This is a genomic window from Mesorhizobium sp. W050, assembly GCF_054719535.1.
Window position 1 is genome coordinate 5,775,602 of record NZ_JBTTIH010000001.1, and the last position, 23,182, is coordinate 5,798,783.

Here is a 23,182-nt window from a genome sequence, read left to right on the forward strand (position 1 = left end):
TGAAAAGCGCGCCTTTGAACTTGCGGTGGCTCATAAACGAGGAGCCTTGCCCGTGTCAACCGCAAGCGTGCTGGATAGAGGCCGAGAATGGCTTTGGCCATCAAATATCCGCCATCTCGGCTCCACGCCATTGCGCGGCCGAAGGCGGGCTGGAATGGTGCGGCACCCGCAAGCCGATTTGGAGACCTCTATGCGCCTGTTGTTTGTGTCCGCGAGCCTTGCCGTTCTGGCAGCCGCCTCCATCGCGCAGGCGCAGGAATGCGACCGCAACGACGACAGCCAGCAGATGATGAACATCTGCGCCGGCGAGGACTATCGGGCGGCCGATGCCAAGCTCAACCAGGCCTACAAGGATCTCGTCGGTCGCAACGACGACAAGGGCAGGAAGCTGCTGCAGGTCGCGCAACGCGCCTGGATCGCCTTCCGCGACGCCGAATGCGGCTATACGACGACAGACAGCGAGGGCGGCTCCATCCATCCGATGGAGGTTTCACAATGCCTGACCGAACTGACGGACCAGCGCATCAAACAGCTCACCGCGGGCGCCAATTGTAGGGAAGGCGATGCGAGTTGCGCCAGCCCCGACGAGGACGGAGATCTGAACGACGAGCTGCAATAGGGCTCGAGCCACGCCCTCGCGCAAAGTGCCGGAATGGCTTAGCTACGGCGGCTGATGCGCGTGAAATGGCCCATCTTGCGGCCTGGGCGCGCTTCCGCCTTGCCGTAGAGATGCAGCATCAGATCGGGCTCGGCGAGCAAAGCGGGTACGCGCAGCACATCGTCGCCGATCAGGTTTTCCATGACGCAGTTTGAATGCCGGCCAGGGTTGCCCAGCGGCAGGCCGGCAATGGCGCGGATATGCTGCTCGAATTGCGAAACGATGCAGGCGGCTTCCGTCCAGTGGCCGGAATTGTGCACGCGCGGCGCCATTTCGTTGGCCAGCAGCGTGCCATCGGCAAGAACGAAGAACTCGACGCCGATGACGCCGACATAGTCGAGGGCCGACAGGATTTTCGCTGCCGACCCCTGTGCCGTCGCCGCCGTCTCCAGCCTGATCTGGGCCGGCAGGGTCGAGGTATGCAGGATGCCGTCGCGGTGGACGTTCTCAGCCGGATCGTAGGCGGCGACCGCGCCGTCCAACCCGCGCGCGGCGATGACCGAGATTTCGCGCTCGAAAGCGACGAAGGATTCGAGGATCAGCGGCACATTGCCCATGGTCTCGCATGTGCCGGCAAAGCCGCCCGTCTCCATGTTGCGGAAGACGCGCTGGCCCTTGCCGTCATAGCCCATGCGGCGGGTTTTCAAGATGCCGCTGCCACCGAACTCTCTCAGCGCCGCCGTCAGTTCGTCGTCATTGTCGACGGAGCGGAAATCCGCTGTCCTGATGCCGATGCTGTTAAGGAATAGCTTCTCCGCCACCCGGTCCTGGGCGACTTCCAACGCCCTGGGCGGCGGATAGACCGGGACCTTGGCGGCGAGCGCGCCGGCAGCCGCTACCGGCACATTCTCGAATTCGTAGGTGACGACGGCGCTGACTGCCGCCAGTTCGGCAAGGGCGTCCGCATCGTCATAGGCGGCGGTGATCTGGCGGTTGGCGACCTGAGCCGCCGGGCAATCGGCCTGCGGTTCGAGGATAATTGTGCGGTAGCCGAGGCGCGCTGCGGCAACAGCCAGCATGCGGCCGAGCTGGCCGCCGCCGATGATGCCGATGCTCGATCCCGCGGGCAGGCTCACGGCGCGTCCGTCGGTTCGGTGGCGACCCTGGCGGTTTGGGCGGTGCGCCAGGCATCCAGGCGGGCGGCAAGTTCTTCGTCGTGTAGCGCCAGCACGGCGGCCGCCAGAAGGGCGGCGTTGGCCGCACCCGCCTTACCGATGGCAAGCGTGCCGACCGGAATGCCGGCCGGCATCTGGACGATGGAGAGCAGCGAATCCTGGCCTGACAGCGCCTTCGATTCGACCGGCACGCCGAACACCGGCAGCGGCGTCATCGCCGCCGTCATGCCGGGCAGGTGGGCGGCGCCGCCGGCGCCGGCGATGATCACCTTGTAGCCGGCCGCCTTGGCGCCTTTGGCGAAATCATAGAGGCGGTCCGGGGTGCGGTGGGCGGAGACGATCAGCCGCTTGTGCGGAATGCCCAGCGCCTCCAGCGTTTCGGCGGCGTGGCGCATCGTCGCCCAGTCGGACTGGCTGCCCATGATGATGGCGACGTCGGCGCGGTGGTCGGTCAAGCGCATGCTCCCGGCGGTAAAGGCGCGCCTTAGCGGAATTCGGGCTGGCCCGCAAGGATGGCGGCCGCCGCAGCCTAGTCCGGCCAGCGCAGGGCGCCGGATGAATCCTTTCGCGGCTGTCTCATCGCATCCGCCGGCCTGTCGGCCGCGGTGAGCACGGCGCGGAGGCGTTCGGCGACGATCTCGGCCTCGCCTGGGTGCAGGTTGCACGGGTCGAGGAAGAAATGGCCACGCTCGACCTCGTGGTTGCGCACGATGATGGGCGGCGATCCTGCCGCCAATGCCGAGGCGAGGCCGGCGGCATTGAAGCGACTTTCGGACGAGACGAAGATCTGCAGCCGGTCAAGTGGATTGGCGGTCGGGTCGGGAATGATGTTTGCGACGATGCCGGGTATTCCCTGCAGCGAATCCCTCCATAGATTGAGCGCCGCTTCCTCGCGTCGGCGGATGCCGGCATGGTCGCGCTTTTCCCAGGCTTCGAGCGCCGCCATCGTGCCGGCGATGCTTTCCTTGCCGACCTTCATGGCGCGGGCGACGCCACGGTTTTGCAGATAGGCGGCGCGGACGAGATCCTTGCGGCCGGCGACGATGCCGCTGGTCGGCCCCGAAAGGAATTTGTGGCCGCTGTAGACGACGATGTCGGCGCCGCGCGCCAGGAAGCTGCGCAGGTCATATTCGGAAGCCGCGTCGACGATCACCGGCACGCCCCTGGCGTGGCAGATATCGCAGAATTCCTCGAGGGAAAGCATGCCGTATTGCACGGTGTGGTGCGCCACGACGTAGAGCGCCGCCACGGTGCGCTCGTTGATAGCCTCGCGCACATGATAATCCTGCGTGACGCTGACCGTGCCGGCCGGAATGACCTTGGCGCCGGCAACGCGGATCGACTGGTCGATCGGTGCGCCGTAATTGACGATATGGCCAAGCTGGATGACGACTTCGGACTTCAGGCCTTCGGTGTCGTCGGGCAGCCGTTCGATCGCCAGCAAATTGGTGCCGGTCATTGCCCCGGCGATCGCCATTGTGATGCCTGAGGCGCAGCAGGCGGTGATGAAGCCGGCCTCGCCGCCGGTGAGGCGGGCGGTGATCACGCTTGCGGCGCGCTGCAGATCGTCCATCTCCACCCATTGCGAGGCGATCTCGGCCATGGCGCTGATCGCCTCGGGAACGATGATCGAGGCGCCGAGCGTCGTCATCGTGCCGGAGACGTTGATGATCGGCCGCAGTCCCAGCCGTTCACGGATCGTGGTGTTGGAGCCGGTGTCGGAATAGGTTTTCATGTTCAGCAATCCCTTGACGGTCAGGCGGCGATCTCGACGACCGCTTCGATTTCGACGGTGATGTTTCCAGGCAGCGAGCCGACCCCGATCGCCGAGCGGGCATGGCCGCCGATCTTGTCGAAGACGCTGGCGAACAGGTCCGAGCAGCCATTGACCACTTTCGGGTGGTCGCTGAAGGTCGGCGTCGCATTGACGAAGCCGAGCAATTTGACGACGCGCACGATGCGGCCGAGATCGCCGGCGGCGGCGTGCATGACGGCGAGCAGGTTGAGGCCGGTGAGGCGGGCATGCTCATAGGCCTGCTCGACGGTGACGTCCTCGCCGACCTTGCCGGTGCACAGCGTGCCGTCGGCGCGCAACGGCCCTTGACCCGAAAGAAAGATCAGCCGGCCGCTTTCCGCATGGGTGACGAAATTGGCGATCGGCGTCGGCGGCTCGGGCAGCGTCAGGCCGAGTTCGGCGAGCCGGATGTAAGGCGTCATGGAAGAATTCTCCTTGGGCCGGCCTGTTGTTTTACGCAATTCCCAGGGGAAAGCGCTTCGCGCTTTTCCCGGGAAAACCGCTTACACTTCTCCTGGAATTGCTTTGGGCCGCCCATGTCAGAAATGGGAGGCGCGGAAGCGCGCCAGGAAAGAGCGGAGGCGCTCATTGGTGGTCTCTTCGGCAAGGATCTCCTTCGGCGGGCCAACAGCGCTGACACCGCCATCGGCCATGAAGACAATGCGGCTCGAAGCGTCGCGGGCGAAGGCCATCTCGTGCGTGACCATCACCATGGTCATGCCGTCTTCGGCCAGGCTGCGCACAACGGCCAGCACCTCGCCGACCAATTCGGGATCGAGCGCGGAGGTGATCTCGTCGAGCAGCAGGATCTTCGGCTCCATGGCGACTGCCCGCGCTATGCCGACGCGCTGCTGCTGGCCCCCGGAGAGTTCCGCCGGCAGGCTGTCGGCCTTGTGGGCCAGGCCGACGCGGCTCAGCCAATGCTCGGCGATCTGGCGCGCCTCGGCCTTGCTCTTGCCGCGCACCTTGGTGAGGCCGAGCATGATGTTGCCGGCGGCGGTGAGGTGCGGAAACAGGTTGAAGCTCTGGAACACCATGCCGGTTTCGGCGCGCATATTGGCAAGGTCGCGCTCGCTGCGCCGCTGGCGCGCGCCGGCCTCACGAAAACCGACCTCCTTGCCGTCGATTCGGATCGAGCCTGAGTCGTAGCTTTCGAGAAAGTTGACGCAGCGCAGCAGGGTGGTCTTGCCGCTGCCGGAAGGGCCGATGACGGTGACCACCTCGCCCCTGTCCACCTTGAGGCTGACCGAGCGAAGCACCTCGACCGAACCAAAGGCTTTCGAGACCCCGGCAATGTCGAGAAGGGCAGCATTGTCGTTCGAGCTTGTGGCCATCGTGCTAGTCCCGGATGAAGGCAAAGCGCCGTTCCAGCCGCCGGCTGGCGTAGGAAAGCGCATAGTTGACGGTGAAATAGATCAAGGCGCCGAGGATGTAGAGCGGCATCGCCTCATAGGTGCGGCCGATGACCTGGTTGATCGCCTGCATCAGGTCGGTGATGCCGAGCAGCGAGACCAGGGCGCTGCCCTTGACCGCATCGGTGACGCCGTTGATCCAGGGCGGCAGGAAGCGCCGGAAGGCCTGCGGAAAGATGACGTAGGTGAGCCGCTGGCGAAAAGTCAGCCCAATGGCCATCGCCGCTTCTGACTGGCCCTTGGGAATAGAGCCGACGGCGCCCCGGAGATACTCAATGACCTGCGCCGTCTTGAACAAGGTCAGCGCCAGCACCGCCGCCGAGAAGGATTGCAGATGCAGGCCGATGGCCGGCAGGCCGTAATAAACGAAGAACATCAGCACCAGGATCGGGATGCCGCGGATGGTGTCGGAGAAGATGCGCACGGCCCAGCGCAGCGGCGCCGGGCCGTAGACCAGGCCGACGCCGAGCGCGACGCCGGCAATCAGCGACAGCACCACGACCAGCAGCGACACCCACAAAGTGATGGCGAAGCCCTGGGCGAGGAACGGTACGGCGTAGAGGATCTGGCTCAGCATGTCAGCGCGCAGCCCTGAACCGGCGTTCGACCAGCCGCAGCCCGAAGAGCAGGGTGTAACCGGTCACCAGGTACATCGCCGTCGTCACCAGATAGACCTCGACAATGCGGAAGGTGTTGAAGTTGATCCACTGGGCGCCGAAGGTGAGCTCGGGCACCGAGATGACCGATGCGATGGACGTGTCCTTGAACAGCGAGATGAAGGTGTTGGACAGCGCCGGCAGCGTGATGCGCAGCATGGTCGGCAGGCGCACATGAACCAGCCGCTGCCAGGGCGTCAGGCCGATGGCTTTGCCGGCATCGAGCTGGCCGCGCGGCACGGCTTCCAGGCCGGAGCGGAACACCTCGACCAGATAGGCGCCGCTATAGACCGACAGCGTCAGCACGAACGAGGTCGGCGCGTCGTAGGCGACGTCGATCACCGTCGGCAGGCCGTAGAAGACAAGATAGACGAGCAGGATCAGCGGCACGTTGCGGATGAATTCGACGTAAGCCGCAATGATGGCGCGCACCACGCGTCCGGCCGAGACATACCAGACCGCCAGCACCAGGCCGATGACGACGCCGATGGCAATCGAAATCACGGCAAGCTCGAGGCTGAGCAGAAGGCCGCCCCACAGCTTGTCGAAATGGCGCCAGATCAGGTTGAAGTTGAGCGTATAGCCCATGCGTCTCCCGCAATAACCAAGGGGATGCGAACTAGAAGGCGGAAGGGCTAACCCTTCCGCCAGCACTTGTCAGACAACCGGGAAACCGGGATGGCGGGCCGGCGGCTCTTGGCCGAAATAGTCCTTGAAGGCGGCGTCGTAGAGTGCGGTCTCATGGCCGAACATGGCGATGGTGAAGGTCTGGTTGACGAAGGTCAGCCAGTCCAGGTCGCCCTGCCTGACCGCCGCGCCGTAGAGCATCGAGTACCAGCTCTTGCCGGCATCGAAATATTTGTCGGGGTTGCGCGAGGCCAGCCAGCGCACGGTTGAAAGATCGACAGCGGCGGCATCGGCGCGTTTCGATTCCAGTGCCTGCAGCACATTGGCCTGGGTGTCGATCTGCAGCACCTGCGCCTCCGGCAGGGCGTAATGGACCGAGCTTTCGGCATCGACATTCTGCAGGATCGAGATGCGCGTCGCCGAACCACCGGCGAGCAGCTTGTCGAAGGTCTTGTTTTCCGCCGTCGGCAGCGTCAGCAGGGCGACGCCCTCGACATAGTATGGCCTGGAGAAGTGGATCAGCTGCGAGCGCTGCGCGGTCATGGTCATGAACTGGATGGTAATGTCGACCTTGTTGGTGGTGACATTGGGGATGCGCTGCGCCGGATCCTGCATGACGAACTCGACCTTGCTCGGATCGTCGAACAGACCCTTGGCCAGGATGCGGCCCATGGTGATGTCCATGCCGACCAGCTCGCCGGCATCGTTTTCGAAATGCCATGGCGCGTTGGTGCTGCCGGTGCCGACGATCAGCTTGCCGCGGTCAAGCGCGGTGCGCAGAACGCTGTCGGATGCGGCTTGTGCCGCCGCCTTTTCGGCGCTGACAGCGGTCATCACGCCCGCCGTTGCAAGCCCGGCCATGCCCAGTTTCAGAAAATCTCGCTTGGATGCGTCGTTCACTGCGACCTCCTGTTGTTTGAGTTCCCCTTACAGACACACGTGTCGCCGACCTGAATTGTCTCTTACAATAGACACATGTATCCTGTACAAGACAGATACTAACATCAGGAATCAGTTATGCAAGACAGCAATGGACTCACGGATCGGGCGGAGCTTGGTCCAGCCGAGAGCCCGACGCCCGACAAGACCTCCGGCTCGCGCGAGAAGGGCCTCAACCGGGTGCTGGAGATCCTGGACTTCCTGCATGTTACGCAGCGCGCCATCGGCATTGGCGATCTCGCCAAGGGGGTGAATGCGCCGCGCTCCACCACCTATACGCTGGTGCGTTCGCTGGTCGATGCGGGTCTCCTGGAGATGGAGGGCGACGGCAACCGGGTCTATTTCGGCAAGAAGCTCTACCTCTATGGGATGGACTATGTCAGGGGCAACGACCTGCTTAGGCGGGGCCGGCAGGAGGTCGACAATCTGTCGCGCGAGACCGGCGAGACCTCCGAATTGTGCATGCTGCAAAGCGGGCGCTATACCATCGTCCATTCCAGCCCCGGCACCAGGCCGTTCCGCATCAGCTCGGCCACCGGCCTGCAGATCCCGCTGCCATGGACGGCATCGGGGCGGCTGCTTCTGGCCGGATTGGAAAGGGCCGCCATCCAGGACATGGTCTCGGAAGACGACCTTTTGCTGCCCGACGGCCGCAGGCTGCAGTTCGACGACTTCATCGCCGATATCGCGACGGCCAGAACGACCGGCTATTGCATCACTTCGGGGCTGGTCGACGCCTACACCAAATGCCTGGCCGCCCCTGTCTTCGCGGCCGCCGGCAAGGTCGAGGCGACGATGTGCCTGGTGGTGCCGATCGACACTTCAGCGGAGAAGACCGACGAATTGCTGACGTTGCTGCGCCATCGCGCGGCGCGGCTGTCGATAGCGGGGTGAGCAGTTAGGCCCCGAGGCCGTCGGCTAAGCGATGATGTCCGGAATGATCTTGTCTTCCAGCGCCATCAGCCGGTCCTTGAGGAAAAGCTTCTTCTTTTTCATGCGCTGGATCTGCAAGGGGTCGCAGCCCATGGCGATCATCGCATTGATGGCCGCGTCGAAATCGGCATGCTCCTGCTTCAGGCGGGAAAATTCGAGGCGGACATCGGCCTTTTCCTGGTCGGACATTCTCTACCGTCTGCATGTCTGCGGCGCCCGGCAATGGGCATGATTGGGCGGGGGCGGCATCAATTGCCGCCGGCGCGCAGCCAATATCACATATCACATTGTCGTGGAATGCTACCACGCAGCATTCGACATCGCAGCCGGATGGTGGCAGACTGTCATGGTGCCGTCACAGATGCGACCTGCGGTGGACGTGCCTTTGACGGCTGCAATCGAGGAAACCATGAAAGGGAGAACCAATCATGTCTCTTGCATCCCATCTTGATGAGTTGCAGCGGAAACACGGTGATATCGAACGCGAGATCGACGATGCGATGAACCATCCATCGGTCGACGACCTCGAAATCGTGAATCTGAAGCGACGCAAGCTGGCACTCAAGGACGAGATTGAAAAACTGAAGGCGAAACCGACGAGACACTGACGCCCTTCCAGGATTAGACGCGCCGCCTTGGCGCGTGACTATCGCTCCGGTGGCGACATGCCGCCGGAGGCCTGTTTTTGCTACTGGTTCCGATACTGTTGGCCGGCGAAACCCGTCTGTGGGATCGCCGCGCTACTGCGATTTGGCGGCTCTGCTTGTCTGTCGCCATTGACAAGCCATCTTTGCTCCTCCACCTCATGCCCGAACCTCAGCGCTATGCGCTGATAGCTGTTTGAGCGTGCGTCGACGTGGACGTATGTCGCTCGGGTGATCAAGAGGCTGCCGGCATGACCGGGTATTTTTCCTCCCCCTTTGCGCGCCGGACATCGGTCGGCGTCGATGTCGGCGGCGTGGTCGTCGGCGGCGGCGCGCCGGTCGTCGTGCAGTCGATGACCAACACCGACACGGCCGATATCGACCAGACCGTCGCGCAGGTTGCGGCTTTGCATCGCGCCGGCTCCGAGATCGTGCGCATCACCGTCGATCGTGACGAGAGCGCTGCCGCCGTGCCGCGCATCCGCGAACGGCTCGAGCGGCTCGGCATCAACGTGCCGCTGGTCGGCGACTTCCACTATATCGGCCACAAGCTGCTGGCCGACCATCCGGACTGCGCCGAGGCGCTGGCCAAATACCGCATCAATCCCGGCAATGTCGGCTTCAAGGACAAGAGGGACCGCCAGTTCGCGGCGATCGTCGAAATGGCGATCAGGCATGACAAGCCGGTGCGCATCGGCGTCAATTGGGGGTCGCTCGATCAGGAGTTGCTCACCCGGCTGATGGACGAGAACCAGCGCCAAGGCTTCCCGCTGACGGCGCAGGAAGTAACCCGCGAGGCGATCGTGCAGTCGGCGATCCTGTCGGCCGAAATGGCTGAAGAGATAGGCCTCGCCCGCGAAAAGATCATCCTGTCGGCCAAGGTCAGCGGCGTGCAGGATTTGATCGCCGTCTACACCGAGCTTGCCACGCGTTCCAACCATGCGCTGCATCTCGGCCTCACCGAAGCCGGCATGGGCTCCAAGGGCATCGTCGCCTCGTCAGCGGCCATGGGCATCCTCTTGCAGCAAGGCATTGGCGACACCATCCGCATCTCGCTGACGCCGGAGCCGAATGGCGATCGCACTCGCGAGGTGCAGGTCTCGCAGGAACTGCTGCAGACCATGGGCTTCCGTCAGTTCGTGCCGATCGTCGCCGCTTGCCCCGGCTGCGGCCGCACGACATCCACCGTGTTCCAGGAACTCGCCCAGAACATCCAGGCCGATTTGCGCAAGAACATGCCGGTCTGGCGGGAGAAATATCCCGGCGTCGAGAACCTCAAGGTCGCGGTGATGGGCTGCATCGTCAACGGCCCCGGCGAATCCAAGCACGCCGATATCGGCATCTCGCTGCCCGGCACCGGCGAGACGCCGACCGCGCCCGTTTTCGTTGACGGCAAGAAGTCGGCGACGCTGCGCGGTCCGTCGATCGCCGCCGATTTCGAAAAAATGGTTGCCGATTATATCGAGCAGCGGTTTGGACAGCACGGCAAAGCCGCGGCCGAATGAGCCATGCGGGGGCTGCTCAAAGCCGGTGTGATCCTGCTCTGCGGGCTGGGTGTCGGACAGGCACTTGCCGATCCACCGCAATCGCGCTCGGCGGCGAAACGATTGATCGGGCGTGTCTGCGACCTGATCGAGACGCATGCCGAGCGGAACGGCCTGCCGAAGGATTACTTCGCCCGGCTGATCTGGAAAGAAAGCCGCTTCGATCCCAATGCGGTTAGCCCGGTGGGTGCCGAAGGCATCGCCCAGTTCATGCCGGGCACCGCCAAGATGCGCGGGCTGGCCGATCCTTTCGACATCGAGCAGGCGATCCCGGCTTCGGCGAAATATCTCGGCGAGATGAAGCTCGCCTACGGCAATCTCGGCCTGGCGGCGGCCGCCTACAATGCCGGCGAGAACCGGGTGTCGCGCTGGCTGGGTTCGGGCGGCTTCCTGCCGATGGAGACAGAGAGCTATGTCTTCGACGTCATGGGCGAACCCGTCGACAAGTTTTCCGACAGCGCTTACACCGGGACGGTCGAGCCGCTCGACGCGAAAACCAGCTTTGCCGTCGCCTGCCGCAAGCTGCCGGTGATCATGTCGAGAACCGTGGCGATGGCGTCGATCAATGTGAAGCCATGGGGCGTCCAGGTGGCCGGCAATTTCCGCAGGGGAGCTGCGATCAATCAGTGGCTGAGGGTCAGGAGCCGGTTTCCGGCGCTGCTTTCCGGTCGTGACCCGGTGGTCAGCCGGGTGCGCACGCCGATCGGCCGACGCGGCATCTACGCCGTCAGGATCGGCGTCGACGACCGTGCCGCCGCCAACGTCATCTGCCAGAAACTGCAAAGCGTCGGCGGCGCCTGTATCGTCGTGCGCAACCGATAGGCCGAGGGGGCGACATGACGGCCAAAATCGTCCTGCTTAATGGCGTCGGCAGCGCCGGCAAAAGCTCGATCGCCAGGGCGCTGCAAACAATCACCGCTGAACCGTTCCTGCATGTCCAGATGGATGCTTTCATCGACATGCTGCCGCCGGCGCTGCAGGATCATGCCGACGGGTTTTCCTTTGAGACGGTGCTGGAGGACGGCAAGCCGTCGGTGGTGATCAGGAGCGGGCCGATCGGCGCGCGAACCATGCGCGGCATGCGCCATGCCATCGCCGCCATGGCCGGCAAGGCAACAATCTCATTGTCGACGACGTGATCTTCAATGACGAGATAGCGGAGTATGTCGAGTTGCTGTCGAGCTTTGACCTGCATCTGGTCGGCGTCATGGCGCCGCTGGAGGTGCTGGAAGCGCGCGAGGCCGCGCGCCAACAGGCTGCCCGGCCTGGCGCGCTGGCAATGTGGACGCGTCCACAACGGCATAGACTACGACCTCGAAGTCGACACCAGCCGGCTGACGCCGCTTGAATGCGCCCGTCGCATCCAGGAAAGATTCCGACTATAGCGGCCGGTGTTCTTTTGTTGCAATCATAGCTCTTCCAATCGCCCAAAAGCGATAGTCACCCGTCATGTGCAGGGTCGTGGCGATTAAATATTAATGAGCCCTGCTGTAGCAAAAGAGGTCGATATCTCCGACGAGAGCTTTTTGCGATCGTCAAAAAGGCGGGGCATAGGGGCGGTGACAAATTTCCTTAGACGCGTTGTAAGTGAACTTGAAACGCCGCGCGCCAAACGGCCGTTCGGTTCTGGCTGGCTGTCCGGCTCGATTGGCTTGCTTGCCGGGGTCACCGCCCTGCTGATGGTCATCGTGCTGCGCTACCCGTCGCTTACATCGATGCCGGATCTGGCCCCCATCCACCAGATGCTGTTCTTCAAGCCGGTGCTCTATTTCGTCCTCATCTCCGGCTATATCCTGGCGATCCTCAGCATGACGCTGCGCAGGCAAAAGACGCTCGGCGCGGCAGCGATGTTCACTGTGCTGCTGGCGTCGCTGGTCGGCATGCTTCCGGTGCGCCATCAACTGCACATCGAAGGGGTGTTCTTCGGGCTTGATTTCTTCATCCTGAACGCCCTGTTCATGGGTGTGCTGTTCGTTCCGCTCGAACGTCTTTTCGCGCGCAACAAGGATCAGACCGTGTTCCGCGACGAATGGCGCGAGGACCTGTTCTACTATCTGGTCTCATCGCTGCTGGTGCAGATTTTGACCTACCTGACCTTGGCGCCGTCCAACTTCGTCAATGCGCAGGGCGCCCTTGGTTCGGTGCGCGCCTGGGTCCACGACTTGCCGTGGCTGGTGCAACTGCTGGCGGTAATGTTCCTGACCGACTTTGCCCAGTATTGGGTGCATCGGGCCTTTCATCGCACTCCCTGGCTGTGGAAGTTCCATGCCGTGCACCATTCCGCCAAGTCGATGGACTGGATTGCCGGTGCGCGCATGCATTTCCTGGAAATCATCATGCTGCGCAGCCTGACGGCAACCCCGATGTTCGTGCTGGGGTTCGATGAATCGGCTATCCAGACGTATATTTTGATCGTCTACGTCTATTCGTCTTTCATCCATTCCAACATCGGAACCAGTTTCGGTCCAGTCGAAAAGGTGCTGGTGTCGCCGCGTTACCACCACTGGCATCACGGCCTCGAGAAAGAAGCGATCGACGTAAACTTCGCCATCCATTTCCCGCTGCTCGACCGGCTGTTCGGTACCCATCATATGCCCGAAGGGCGCTGGCCGAACGGCTACGGCATTCAAGGACATCCCGTTCCGAACGGATACTGGCAGCAATTCCTCTACCCCTTCCGGCGCGGCTAGACTGGAGTCCTTCGCGAAGCGCGCGTGTCACCGCGCCTGGCGAGGTTAGCCCAATCCATGACAAGCGACAGAGCCCCGAGATGCGTGACGGCTACATAATCTGCGGCACGCCGAGAACCGGAAGCACCTTGCTGTGCGGCCTTCTGGCCTCGACGAAAACAGCCGGCGATCCGCACTCGTTCTACCGGCGGCAGGACAAGGCGGAATGGGCAGAAGAGTGGAAATTGCCGCATCCCGATACGATGAGCGCGCATGACTTCGATGTCGCCTACCTCAAGGCGGCAATCAGCGCGGGAAAGGGCGGAACAGCCGTCTTCGGCTTGCGCCTGATGCGGGAGAACCTGGGTGAACTCTCGGCCATCCTCGACCGGATCTACCCAGGCCTGCCATCGGACAAAGCACGCTTTGGAAAAGCCTTCGGGCGGGTCCTCTACATCCATCTTTCGCGCGAAAACAAGCTGGCGGAGGCGGTGTCGCTGATCAAGGCCGAGCAGACCGGGCTTTGGCACATCGCGCCCGACGGAACCGAGATCGAACGAGTCGCACCGCCGCAGGAACCCCGCTACGATTTCAAGCGGATACAGCGCGAGCTTGCCGAACTCGAAGCCTATGACGCGGGCTGGAACGTCTGGTTCGCGGAGCAGGGGATCGTCCCGCTGCGCATCGGCTATGAGCGCCTGTCAGGCGATCCGGCAGCGGCATTGGCATCCATCTGCAAGGCCCTGGGCGTTCCGGCGCCGAATGCCGCCGAAGTAAAGCCGGGCGTCGCCAAGCTCTCGGACGAGATTAGTCTGGACTGGATGCGCCGCTATCGTCTGGACGCGGCGATTTGATCAAGCCCTCTTTACCGCGACCGTTTCGCTGAGCCATGTGCCGATCTTGCTGCCGAGGCGGTCGGGCGACACCGGCTTGGGCAGATAGTCGTCCATTCCGGACTCGATACATTTGTCGCGGTCGCCCTTCAGTGCGTGCGCGGTGACGCCGATGATTGGTGTGTGATTGCCACTCGCTGCCTCCGCCGCCCGGATGGCGCGGGTCGCCTCGTAGCCGTTCATCTCCGGCATGGAGACGTCCATGAGGATCAGCTTCGGCCGCAGCGCCCGGTACATCTCGACGGCCGTGCGGCCATTGCTGGCGATGCGGTAGCTGAGGCCAAGCCCATTGAGGATTTGGCCGAACACCAGCTGGTTCACGTCATTGTCCTCGGCGATCAGAATATCGATCGGGCCGTTTGGCGTGGCGATCGATTCAGGCACTGTGGCCGCCGGAATTGCCGGGCCGCGAATGACGGTGAAGGCGGGTGGCGTCACGGGTGCCGCCTGCGTGACAACCGGCTCGCGAACAAACTGGGCCTTGCCGATCTGGGCCCGCGCTTTCTGGATGGCCGAGATGACGGTGCCGAGCAGGATGGCCGAGCGCGCCGGCTTGGTGAGATGCGCGGCGATGCCGAAATCGATGACCATCTTGCCGAAATCGACCTGATCGACGGAGGTCAGCAGCACCACCGGGATGGCGGAGAGACGGCTGTCGGCGGAAATCGCCTTGGCGACATCGGCGCCGTTCATGCCGGGCATCTGGTAGTCGAGAATGATGCAGTCGACCGCAGCACCGAGTTGGCTGGCCCGGTCTAGAAAGGCGAGGCCGACGGCGCCGCTTTCGGCGGCCGCGCAGTCGAAGCTCCAGCTTCTGAGCTGCTCCAGCAAGATCTCGCGGTTGACCGGGTTGTCGTCGATGACCAGCACGCGGGCGCCGGTGACATCGACCGGCACGGTCTCGTTGCGCGTGTCCTGCTGATGCGCCGGCAGCGGCACGGCGAACCAGAACACCGAGCCGCGGCCGATCTCGCTTTCGACGCCGATCTTGCCGCCCATCAGGTCGATGAGGCGGGCGGCGATGGCAAGGCCGAGGCCGGTGCCTTCATGGCGGCGCGTCGACGAGCCGTCGACCTGCGCGAATTTCTCGAACACGTTCTCGAGCTTCTCGGCAGGAATGCCGATGCCTGTGTCCTCGACGCGGACCTTGAGCTGGACGATGCCGTCGACCATCTCGCCGCCGACATCGATCAGCACATGGCCCTTCTCGGTGAACTTCACCGCATTGCCGAGCAGATTGGTGACGATCTGACGAAACCGTCCGGCATCACCGACGACATGGGCAGGCAGGCGCGGGTCGACACGCACGATCAGCTCGAGGTTCTTTTCGGCGACGCGCGCCGACACCAGTGTGGCCACGTCCTCGACCGCTTCGGCAAGCCGGAAGGGTGCAGGATCGAGCGTCAGCTGACCGGCATTGATCTTGGAGAAATCGAGGATGTCGTTAATGATGGTGAGCAGCGCATTGCCGGACTTGACGATGACTTCGGTGAAGGTCTTCTGGCGCGCGTTAAGCTCGGTCTTGGCGAGCAGTTCGGCCATGCCCAGCACGCCATTCATCGGCGTGCGGATCTCATGGCTCATATTGGCCAGGAATTCCGATTTGGCGCGGTCGGCCGCTTCGGCCTTGAACAAGGATGCGGCGGATTCGGTGAAGGCGCGGCGGATCGCCTTTTCCATCGGCCGGAAGATCCAGAGGGCAACGATGGCAAGAACCGCGAACAGAAGGCCGCTTGCCCACAACAGCAGCCTGTCGCTGGAGGCGTCGGCCAGATGGCGTTCGCCATCCATGGCGGTACGCACACGCACCAGCATCGGCTGGACGAACAGGTCGTTCTGGTTGAGGATTTCGCGCGAACTCCATTCGTCGGTCTGTTGCGCCGCCGACATCAGGTTGAAGTTGCGCACGATGTCGCGCGACGACCAGAACAGGTCGCCGTTGACGGCGGCCGACGAGAGTTCGTCCAGCGTTTTGGCCGATAGGCTCGGCTTGATCGCGGCCAACTCCGCGGACAGTGTTTCGATCTCGCTGGTCAGGCGTTGCGAATGGCCGCGCGCGGCGGCGGCAAGGCCGTCACGGGTTTCGGTGCGCCAGGTCGTGCTGGCGGTTTCGGCAAAGCTGGAGGCGTTGCGCAGGTCGCGGGTGAAGACGACGAGATTGCTGCTCAGCGCGTCGATGTCGTGGCGGAAGGAATTGACGCGATTGAGCGCAAACATCACCGCGGTGGAAGCCAGCGCAAAGATGAGCAATCCCGAGATGTAGCGGATCCGGATCGAGCGGATGAAGAAAGAATATTCCGGCATGCGCAACCCCAACACATACGCATCATTTTAACGGTCGGGATTACGCTTGATTTACATTAAAATTCCGTTCGCGCCTGGCGGGCCGTCAAGATCCTGGCTGCACGTGCCCGGAGTTGGCGCCATAGAGGGTGGCATCGCATTCGCGCATCATGCGCAGTGCTTCTTCCTCGGTCAGGCCGAACTTGCGCATCATGCTCCGGATTTCGGGGCCTACAGCTATCTCCACCGGTCTTGCCGCCTGGCGGGTCTTCCTGGCCTTTTTCTTGGACATCAGTACGTTTCCCGTCTTGACCGACACATGTTTCGCATCAGCCCTGGCCCGGCCTCACCGTGCTGCGCCAGACCATGGGCGCATGGCAGATCAGGCGGCTGCCAGCCTCCTCCCGCGCGCCGGTCGCGAGCCGCACGGCGCGCCTGGCGATCTCCTCGATCGGCGGCGAGAACGTCGTCAGCCGGTAAGAGGCCCAGTCGGCCTGTTCGATGTCGTCAAAGCCGATGACGCAGAGATCGCGGGGTACGCTGATGCCGAACTCGTGGCGGGCCGCATCGAGAAAGCCGCACGCAATCAGGTCGGTCACGCAGAACGCCGCATCCGGCCGCTGCCGGCCGGAAAAGAGCCGCCTGGCGCCATCGGCTCCGGTGGCATAGCCGGTGCGGCCCTCGCGCCACACGGTCACCTCCAGCCCTTCCTTCTGCGCGGCGGTAAGGAAGGCGGTTTCGCGGGAGAGCAGGCTGGGCGTGCCGGCGGCCGAGGTCACCAGAGCGGGGCGGGTACAGCCGGCGCGGATGAAGGCATGCAGCGCTGCCTCTGCGGCTGCAGCGTTGTCGACACCGATATTGTGCGGGCCGTCGAAGCGGTCATCGCGATTGATCAGCACCAGCCGCTGGCCGTTCTCAAGACAGGTGCGGATCAGCAACTGCGGCGGCGAGCCGGACAGAACGATGCTCGCATCGGCGCGATAGTTCAGCGTGTTGCGCAGCGCCTGGTCGACATGGTGGCTGGGGCCGGAGGTGTTGAACACCATGGCCATTTTGCCGGCGTCCCGCAGATGTTGGGTCAGCGCCTTCTGCAGGCGGGCATGATAGGGCGTGTCGCCATCGGCAACGATGAGGCAGACGATGCCGGTCGAAGCCCGCATCAGGCCGCGAGCCAGATGGTTGACGTGATAGCCGAGTTGCTCGGCCGCCAGCATCACGCGCTCGCGGGTTTCCCCGGAAACGGAAGCGCCGGGCGTGAAGGTACGTGACACGGCCGAGCGTGAAACCCCGGCGAGGTCGGCAACCTGCTGGGCGCTGGAAAAACCGGTGCGGATTCTCGGAACCGTCAAGCGAACGCTCTCGCTGCTGTTTTCGTGATTCTTTGCACGCCAGTGCAATGTAATGCAACTCTCCTGCCATTGCCACCCACCGCACTTGACAGGCATGGCCGAATGCAACAGCTTTGCACAGCCGTGCAATACAAGCCGGCTCAAGAGTGGCATCGGAGGAATACCCTGTCCATTTCGCCGAAGACGGCTTTGAGGGCGCGATTGTCCGGACCGGCTGCATGAGCAGGGCGGCGGCGCATCCGAAGGCGGACCGGCTGTCCAAGGCCGAGATGGACAGGCGTGCCGAGGTCTGCCGGAAACTGCTTGTCACGGCCGGGCAACTGGCGATGGAAGGCTATGCCCGGCAGGGCGCCGTCCAGCCGGTGGCGATGAAAGGCCCGCAGGATTTTCTCACTGAAACCGACGGCAAGGTCGAGGAGCACATCCGCGCGACGCTGGCAGAGGCTTTTCCGCAGGACGGGTTTTTGGGCGAGGAAGGCGGTGGCATGGGCTCTGCCCGCATGTGGGTCGTCGACCCCATCGACGGCACCGCCAATTTCATGCGCGGTATTCCGCATTTCTGCATTTCGATAGCTTTCGTCGAGAACGGCCGCAGCGAGATCGGCGGCATTGCCAATCCGGCCATCGGCGAAACGTACTTTGCCCGTCGCGGGCAGGGCGCGACGCGCAATGGCGCGCCGATCCATGTGTCGCCGACGCAAGCGTTCGACCGCGCCTTTGTCGAGTTCGGCTGGTCGCCCAGGATTCCCAATCGCGACTATCTGGACAAGGTGAGCCTTGTCTGGGCACTCGGCGCCAATGTGCGGCGCTCCGGCTCCGGAGCGCTTGGGCTGGCCTATGTGGCCGACGGCCGCTCGGATGCCTATGCCGAGCTGCACATCAATTCGTGGGACTGCCTGGCCGGATTGCTGCTGGTGGAGGAGGCCGGCGGCCGTGTGAACCGGTTCCTCGACGGCGACGGCATGGCGAAGGGCAATCCCGTGCTAGCGGCAGCACCCGGCGTTGCGGCGACATTGTCCCAGGTGATCGGAGTGCCGCTCGACGACGGGTAGATCGTTTCCAGTGAGAAGACAGGGAGGAATATCGATGAAGACATTTGACAGTAAGCAAGGCTTGCGCGCCGCCTGGCTTGGCCTTGGCGCGGCGCTGGCCATGTTCGGATTGGCGAGTGCCGCCCAGGCGGCCGACCGCAGCCTCACAATGTATTGCGCCGTCGACGAGGCCTGGTGCCGGGCGATGGCGACCACCTACCAGAAGGAGACGGGCGTCAGCGTCGACATGACCCGCATGAGCGCCGGCGAAATCTACGCCCGCCTCCGGGCCGAGAAGGACAATCCGCAAGCCGATATCTGGTGGGGCGGCACCGGCGACCCGCATCTGCAGGCGGCGGAAGAGGGCCTCACCCAGGAATACAAGTCGCCGCAACTGGCAAACTTGCGCGACTGGGCGCTGAAGCAGGCCGACAGGTCGAAGAACCGCACGGTCGGCATTTATCTCGGTGCGCTCGGTTACGGCTACAATGAGGAAGATCTGAAGCAGCGCGGGCTGACCGCGCCGGCGTGCTGGGCCGATCTGGTCAAGCCGGAATTCCAGGGCGAGATCGAGATGGCCGACCCGAATTCATCGGGCACGGCCTGGACCATGCTTGCCACCATCGTCCAGCTGATGGGCGAGGACAAGGCATTCGACTATCTCAAGCAGCTCAACAAGAACATCGCCGAATACACCAAGGCAGGGGCCGCGCCGGCGCTCGCCGTCGGCAAGGGCGAGACGCTGATCGGCATCTCCTTCCAGCACGACGTGATCAATGCCGCGAAACAGAACCCTGCCGTGAAGGTGGTGTCGCCTTGCGAAGGCACCGGCTTCGAGATCGGTTCGATGAGCATCGTGACGGGCGCCAAGCATGCCGAAGAGGCGCAGAAATTCTACGACTGGGCGCTGAGCCCGGACGCGCAGAAGCTCGCGGCGCCGAACGGCAGCTTCCAGATCCCGTCGAACAGCGCCACGCCGGTGCCGCCCGAGGCGCCGGACCTCTCGAAGATCAAGCTGATCGACTACGACTTCGCCAAATATGGCTCGTCCGCCGAACGCAAGCGGCTGTTGAAGAAGTTCACCGACGAGGTCCGCAATGGCGGCTGAGCGCGTTCTTTTGCGCTCACTCTAGCATCTGATCGCCGGCTGCCCTTCGCGGCAGCCGGCGCACCATCCTTTGGCAACAGAAAGACATTGAATGGCCGCGGCCGGTTCCATGGTCAGTTCCGCTCCTGGACGCAGCGCGCTCGCCTGGGTAATGGCCGCGTGGGCGAGCTTCGTGCTCTTGCCTTGGTACAAGGTCGAAGGCGGCTTCCTGTCGTTCGACTGGCTGGCACAGCCGGCGGATGCGACGCCGGCCATCATCCTGGCGCTCGGTGGCCGGCCCTGGCTGTTGCCGCTTGTCCTGCCGCTTCTGCTGGCGAGCTGGCTGGTGGGGCGCAACAACCCCAAGAGCCTTGCGGTTGCAGGCGCGGCGGGCCTGCTGTGGCTGGCCATCGAAGGCTTTTCCATCATCCATTCGGGCTGGGGATTTGGCTTGCTTACCCGGATCGCCGGCACGCCGGGACCGATGCAGCCGGGGCTTGGCTGGGGCGCGGCGCTCTATGCCGTGGCGATGCTGATGTTCATCGCCGAGGCGCTCGCCGCGCGGGGATGGTGCAAGGGCGACCGTTTCGTCGTCGGCTCGCTCTCAATCGTGATTGCTTCGCTGATCCTGTTCGTCGCCTATCCGCTGCTGTCGATCCTCACCTCGGCCATCAAGGACAATGACGGCAATGTCGTGCCGGCGCTGTTCTTGGATAAGATCTTCAGCGCCAATATATGGAGCCTGCGCTGCCTCTATGGCGAGGGCTCCTGCGGCGTCGCGTGGAACACGGTGGCGATCGCAGTCCTCGTCGGCTTTTTCTGCACGGCGCTTGGGCTGGCTCTGGCGCTGATTGCGCTTCGCACCAAGCTGCCGGCCAAATGGCTGCTGCGCGGCCTGTCCATCCTGCCGATCATCACGCCGCCCTTCGTCATCGGCCTGGCGCTGATCCTGCTGTTCGGCCGCGCCGGCATCGTCACCAACCTCATGTCGGTGCATCTCGGCATTCCGCGCAGCCGCTGGATCTACGGCATGGCCGGCATCACCATCGCGCAGGTGCTGGCCTTCACGCCGATCGCCTTCCTGGTTCTGGTCGGCGTGCTGCAAGGGGTCAGCCCAAGCATGGAGGAAGCATCACAAACCCTGCGCGCCAGCCGCTGGCGCACATTTCGCACCGTCACCTGGCCGTTGATCCGGCCGGGGCTGGCCAGCGCCTTCCTGATTTCGTTTATCGAGAGCATGGCCGATTTCGCCAATCCGCTGGTGCTGGGCGGAAACTTCAACGTGCTGTCGACCGACATCTTCTTTGCAGTGGTCGGTGCGGCGCACGACCAGGGCCGCGCGGCGGTGCTGGCGATCGTGCTGTTGATGTTCACGCTGGCAGCCTTCGTCATCCAGCGCCGCTGGATCGGCAGCCGCAGCTACGTCACCGTCGCAGGCAAGGGCGATGGCGGCGTACCGGCGACGCTGCCCAAGGCCTTACGGATCGGCTGCTACGCCGCCGTCGTTCCGTGGCTGGTTCTGACCATCGTGGTCTACGGCATCATCCTGGGCGGCGGTTTCGTGCAATCGATCGGGCGCGACAACACGCCGACGCTCGAATATTTCCTCACCGCCTTTTCGATCGAGAAAGGCGTCAATGGCTGGTTTTTCAGCGGCTCGGCCTGGCCGTCGCTGCTGATGACCATCGGCCTGGCCCTGGTGGCGATGCCGTTCACCGCGGCGCTCGGCATCCTGACGGCCTATCTGCTCGACCGGCAGCGTTTCGCCGGGCGCACGATGTTCGAATTCCTGGCGATGATGAGCTTTGCGATTCCCGGCACGGTGATCGGCGTCAGCTATATCCTTGCCTTCAACGTGCCGCCGGTGCAGTTGACCGGCACCGGGCTGATCATCGTGATCTCCTTCATCTTCCGCAACATGCCGGTGGCGATCCGTGCCGGGCTCGCCAATCTCGGACAGATCGACAAGAGCCTGGACGAGGCATCGCTGACGCTTGGGGCGCGATCCTTCGCCACCTTGCGGCGGGTGATCCTGCCGATCCTGAAGCCGGCGATCGTGACCGCGATGATCTACAGTTTCGTGCGCGCGGTGACGGCGGTCAGCGCCGTCATCTTCCTGGCGAGCGGCCGGTTCAATCTCGCCACGGTCTACATTGTCGGGCGCGCAGATGTCGGCGAATACGGCATCGCGATTGTCTATTCGGCGGTGATGATCGTCGTCATGATGGTCATCCTGATCGGCATCCAGCTGCTGGTCGGCGAACGCCGGCTCGGCCGGCGCCGGCCTGGTCCGGAAGCCGTTGTGGCAGCAATCTGATGGGGAGAAGCGGCGTGGATCAGACGGCGAAGACTGCTGCCCCGGTTGCGACGGACAGGCCAGCGGTGCGGTTCGAGGGCGTCACCAAGAAATATGGCGCGGTGACCGCCGTCGACAACGTCAGCTTCGACATCGCGCCGGCCAGCCTGGTGACGCTGCTCGGGCCCTCGGGTTGCGGCAAGACCACGACGCTCAGGCTGATCGCCGGGCTGGAACAGACCAGCACCGGGCGCATCCTGATCGACGACAAGGACGTCACCTTGCTGTCCGCCGCCGAGCGCGATGTCTCCATGGTGTTCCAGTCCTATGCGCTGTTTCCGCATATGAACGTGATGGAGAATGTTAGCTACGGCCTGCGGGCGATGGGGCTTGGCAAGGCGCAGGCAGCCGAGCGCGCCGCCGAAAAGCTGTCGCTTGTCGGCCTGTCCGGCTACGAGAAGCGCCAGCCGAGCGAATTGTCCGGCGGCCAGCAGCAGCGCGTCGCGGTGGCGCGCGCCATCGTACTGGAGCCGAAGGTGCTGCTGTTCGACGAGCCGCTGTCCAATCTCGACGCCAAGCTGCGCCGGCGGGTGCGCGACGAAATCCGCGGCCTGCAGCAAGATCTGGCGCTGACCATGGTCTATGTCACGCATGACCAGGAAGAGGCGCTCGCCGTCTCCGACCGCATCATCGTCATGAACGCCGCTCGCGTCGCCCAGGACGGCACGCCGCGCGACCTCTACAACGAGCCGACCAACCGTTTCATCGCCGACTTTATGGGCGACGCCAATCTGCTCGACGTCGAGGTGCTTTCCAGCAATGCGACCAGTGCAAGGGTCAAGGTCGGACCCTTGCTGCTCGACATGCCGGGTCGCGGTAACGCTCCGGGACCGGCGATGCTCGCTGTGCGCCCGAATGCCGTGCGAATCTTGCCCGGCCAGCCAGCGGGCACCATGAAGGGCCAGGTGGTCAAGAGCTCGTATCTCGGCGACCACATGGAATACCGGATCGCGATCAGCGATCCGGCGGTCGAACTGTTCGCGACATCGCCTGATGTCACACCCGCTGTGGCGGAAGGGACGATGGTCGGGATCGATTTCGATCCGGCGAAGATCGTGCTGATCAAAGACGATTGAACGCGCCGGAAAACCGTTGCACACTGTCTGGCGTTGCTTGGTGACGCGTCACAACAGGCGGCGACCAGGGATTAGCGCTCCAGTTTGCATTGGGTTTAGATCGTTCTGTTTGCAT

23 protein-coding genes and 1 pseudogene are annotated in these 23,182 nt (G+C 63.6%); 12 read left to right on the top strand and 12 right to left on the bottom strand.

Annotated features, from left to right (window positions below):
• The first annotated feature begins 190 nt into the window (after window positions 1-190).
• Complete coding sequence (locus ACYG9Y_RS27920) at window positions 191-619, top strand: lysozyme inhibitor LprI family protein (protein ID WP_023706265.1); 429 nt, start codon at window positions 191-193, stop codon at window positions 617-619.
• 38 nt (window positions 620-657) lie between these two features.
• On the opposite strand, the gene ACYG9Y_RS27925 is transcribed toward ACYG9Y_RS27920, so the two are convergent.
• The 8 genes from ACYG9Y_RS27925 to ACYG9Y_RS27960 all read right to left on the bottom strand — a co-directional run bounded on the left by ACYG9Y_RS27925 (window position 658) and on the right by ACYG9Y_RS27960 (window position 7,124).
• Window positions 658-1,734, bottom strand: a complete 1,077-nt coding sequence (locus tag ACYG9Y_RS27925) for a 5-(carboxyamino)imidazole ribonucleotide synthase (RefSeq protein ID WP_023733032.1) — start codon at window positions 1,732-1,734, stop codon at window positions 658-660.
• A complete protein-coding gene (gene purE, locus ACYG9Y_RS27930; protein ID WP_023706267.1) occupies window positions 1,731-2,228 on the bottom strand; it encodes a 5-(carboxyamino)imidazole ribonucleotide mutase in 498 nt (165 codons plus the stop codon). Before purE ends, ACYG9Y_RS27925 begins: the two co-directional genes overlap by 4 nt.
• A 74-nt stretch (window positions 2,229-2,302) precedes the next feature.
• Entirely contained in the window at window positions 2,303-3,508 is a 1,206-nt protein-coding gene (locus tag ACYG9Y_RS27935; RefSeq protein ID WP_031200643.1) for an aminotransferase class V-fold PLP-dependent enzyme, read from the bottom strand.
• A 20-nt stretch (window positions 3,509-3,528) separates the two neighbouring features.
• Complete coding sequence (locus tag ACYG9Y_RS27940; protein WP_023673109.1) at window positions 3,529-3,990, bottom strand: RidA family protein; 462 nt, start codon at window positions 3,988-3,990, stop codon at window positions 3,529-3,531.
• Window positions 3,991-4,107: 117 nt separating this feature from the next.
• Window positions 4,108-4,902, bottom strand: coding sequence for an amino acid ABC transporter ATP-binding protein (locus ACYG9Y_RS27945; protein ID WP_023673108.1), 795 nt, complete (start codon window positions 4,900-4,902; stop codon window positions 4,108-4,110).
• 4 nt (window positions 4,903-4,906) lie between these two features.
• Entirely contained in the window at window positions 4,907-5,557 is a 651-nt protein-coding gene (locus ACYG9Y_RS27950) for an amino acid ABC transporter permease (RefSeq protein ID WP_023737360.1), read from the bottom strand.
• Between the two features lies 1 nt (window position 5,558).
• Window positions 5,559-6,224 (bottom strand): amino acid ABC transporter permease, encoded by a 666-nt coding sequence (locus ACYG9Y_RS27955; RefSeq protein WP_023693641.1) that lies wholly within the window; start codon window positions 6,222-6,224, stop codon window positions 5,559-5,561.
• A gap of 69 nt (window positions 6,225-6,293) precedes the next feature.
• Window positions 6,294-7,124, bottom strand: coding sequence for a transporter substrate-binding domain-containing protein (locus tag ACYG9Y_RS27960; protein WP_023673105.1), 831 nt, complete (start codon window positions 7,122-7,124; stop codon window positions 6,294-6,296).
• A gap of 156 nt (window positions 7,125-7,280) precedes the next feature.
• On the opposite strand from ACYG9Y_RS27960, the gene ACYG9Y_RS27965 reads away from it, so the two are divergent.
• Window positions 7,281-8,096 (top strand): IclR family transcriptional regulator, encoded by an 816-nt coding sequence (locus tag ACYG9Y_RS27965; protein ID WP_023684025.1) that lies wholly within the window; start codon window positions 7,281-7,283, stop codon window positions 8,094-8,096.
• Window positions 8,097-8,120: 24 nt separating this feature from the next.
• Here ACYG9Y_RS27965 and ACYG9Y_RS27970 read toward each other — a convergent pair whose 3' ends face one another.
• Window positions 8,121-8,324, bottom strand: a complete 204-nt coding sequence (locus tag ACYG9Y_RS27970) for a YdcH family protein (RefSeq protein WP_023673103.1) — start codon at window positions 8,322-8,324, stop codon at window positions 8,121-8,123.
• Between the two features lie 239 nt (window positions 8,325-8,563).
• Between ACYG9Y_RS27970 and ACYG9Y_RS27975 the strand changes: the two genes are divergently transcribed.
• From ACYG9Y_RS27975 to ACYG9Y_RS28000, 6 genes and pseudogenes are all read left to right on the top strand, one after another.
• Entirely contained in the window at window positions 8,564-8,743 is a 180-nt protein-coding gene (locus ACYG9Y_RS27975) for a YdcH family protein (protein WP_023684024.1), read from the top strand.
• A gap of 287 nt (window positions 8,744-9,030) precedes the next feature.
• Entirely contained in the window at window positions 9,031-10,284 is a 1,254-nt protein-coding gene (gene ispG, locus ACYG9Y_RS27980; RefSeq protein ID WP_023684023.1) for a flavodoxin-dependent (E)-4-hydroxy-3-methylbut-2-enyl-diphosphate synthase, read from the top strand.
• A 3-nt stretch (window positions 10,285-10,287) separates the two neighbouring features.
• Entirely contained in the window at window positions 10,288-11,145 is an 858-nt protein-coding gene (locus ACYG9Y_RS27985) for a lytic transglycosylase domain-containing protein (RefSeq protein WP_023737361.1), read from the top strand.
• A gap of 14 nt (window positions 11,146-11,159) precedes the next feature.
• Window positions 11,160-11,708, top strand: a pseudogene (locus ACYG9Y_RS27990) (chloramphenicol phosphotransferase CPT family protein).
• A 174-nt stretch (window positions 11,709-11,882) separates the two neighbouring features.
• Window positions 11,883-13,013, top strand: a complete 1,131-nt coding sequence (locus ACYG9Y_RS27995; RefSeq protein WP_031253464.1) for a sterol desaturase family protein — start codon at window positions 11,883-11,885, stop codon at window positions 13,011-13,013.
• Window positions 13,014-13,093: 80 nt separating this feature from the next.
• A complete protein-coding gene (locus ACYG9Y_RS28000; RefSeq protein WP_023737362.1) occupies window positions 13,094-13,846 on the top strand; it encodes a Stf0 family sulfotransferase in 753 nt (250 codons plus the stop codon).
• Here ACYG9Y_RS28000 and ACYG9Y_RS28005 read toward each other — a convergent pair whose 3' ends face one another.
• The 3 genes from ACYG9Y_RS28005 to ACYG9Y_RS28015 all read right to left on the bottom strand — a co-directional run bounded on the left by ACYG9Y_RS28005 (window position 13,847) and on the right by ACYG9Y_RS28015 (window position 17,517).
• Window positions 13,847-16,189: a response regulator gene (locus ACYG9Y_RS28005; RefSeq protein ID WP_023737363.1), complete on the bottom strand. Its 2,343-nt coding sequence runs from the start codon at window positions 16,187-16,189 to the stop codon at window positions 13,847-13,849.
• A gap of 85 nt (window positions 16,190-16,274) precedes the next feature.
• The gene (locus ACYG9Y_RS28010; protein WP_023684018.1) at window positions 16,275-16,460 is read right to left on the bottom strand and encodes a hypothetical protein; all 186 of its coding nucleotides are present in this window, start codon (window positions 16,458-16,460) and stop codon (window positions 16,275-16,277) included.
• 37 nt (window positions 16,461-16,497) lie between these two features.
• A complete protein-coding gene (locus tag ACYG9Y_RS28015) occupies window positions 16,498-17,517 on the bottom strand; it encodes a LacI family DNA-binding transcriptional regulator (protein ID WP_031208759.1) in 1,020 nt (339 codons plus the stop codon).
• 218 nt (window positions 17,518-17,735) lie between these two features.
• Between ACYG9Y_RS28015 and ACYG9Y_RS28020 the strand changes: the two genes are divergently transcribed.
• The 4 genes from ACYG9Y_RS28020 (at window position 17,736) to ACYG9Y_RS28035 (ending at window position 23,067) form a co-directional block, all read left to right on the top strand.
• Window positions 17,736-18,569 carry an inositol monophosphatase family protein gene (locus tag ACYG9Y_RS28020; RefSeq protein ID WP_050587730.1) on the top strand — a complete coding sequence of 278 codons (834 nt, stop codon included), beginning with the start codon at window positions 17,736-17,738 and terminating at the stop codon, window positions 18,567-18,569.
• A gap of 34 nt (window positions 18,570-18,603) precedes the next feature.
• Window positions 18,604-19,656, top strand: a complete 1,053-nt coding sequence (locus ACYG9Y_RS28025; RefSeq protein ID WP_031253465.1) for an ABC transporter substrate-binding protein — start codon at window positions 18,604-18,606, stop codon at window positions 19,654-19,656.
• 91 nt (window positions 19,657-19,747) lie between these two features.
• The gene (locus tag ACYG9Y_RS28030; protein WP_023749354.1) at window positions 19,748-21,952 is read left to right on the top strand and encodes an ABC transporter permease; all 2,205 of its coding nucleotides are present in this window, start codon (window positions 19,748-19,750) and stop codon (window positions 21,950-21,952) included.
• Between the two features lie 14 nt (window positions 21,953-21,966).
• Window positions 21,967-23,067 carry an ABC transporter ATP-binding protein gene (locus tag ACYG9Y_RS28035; RefSeq protein WP_023737366.1) on the top strand — a complete coding sequence of 367 codons (1,101 nt, stop codon included), beginning with the start codon at window positions 21,967-21,969 and terminating at the stop codon, window positions 23,065-23,067.
• Window positions 23,068-23,182: the final 115 nt, after the last annotated feature.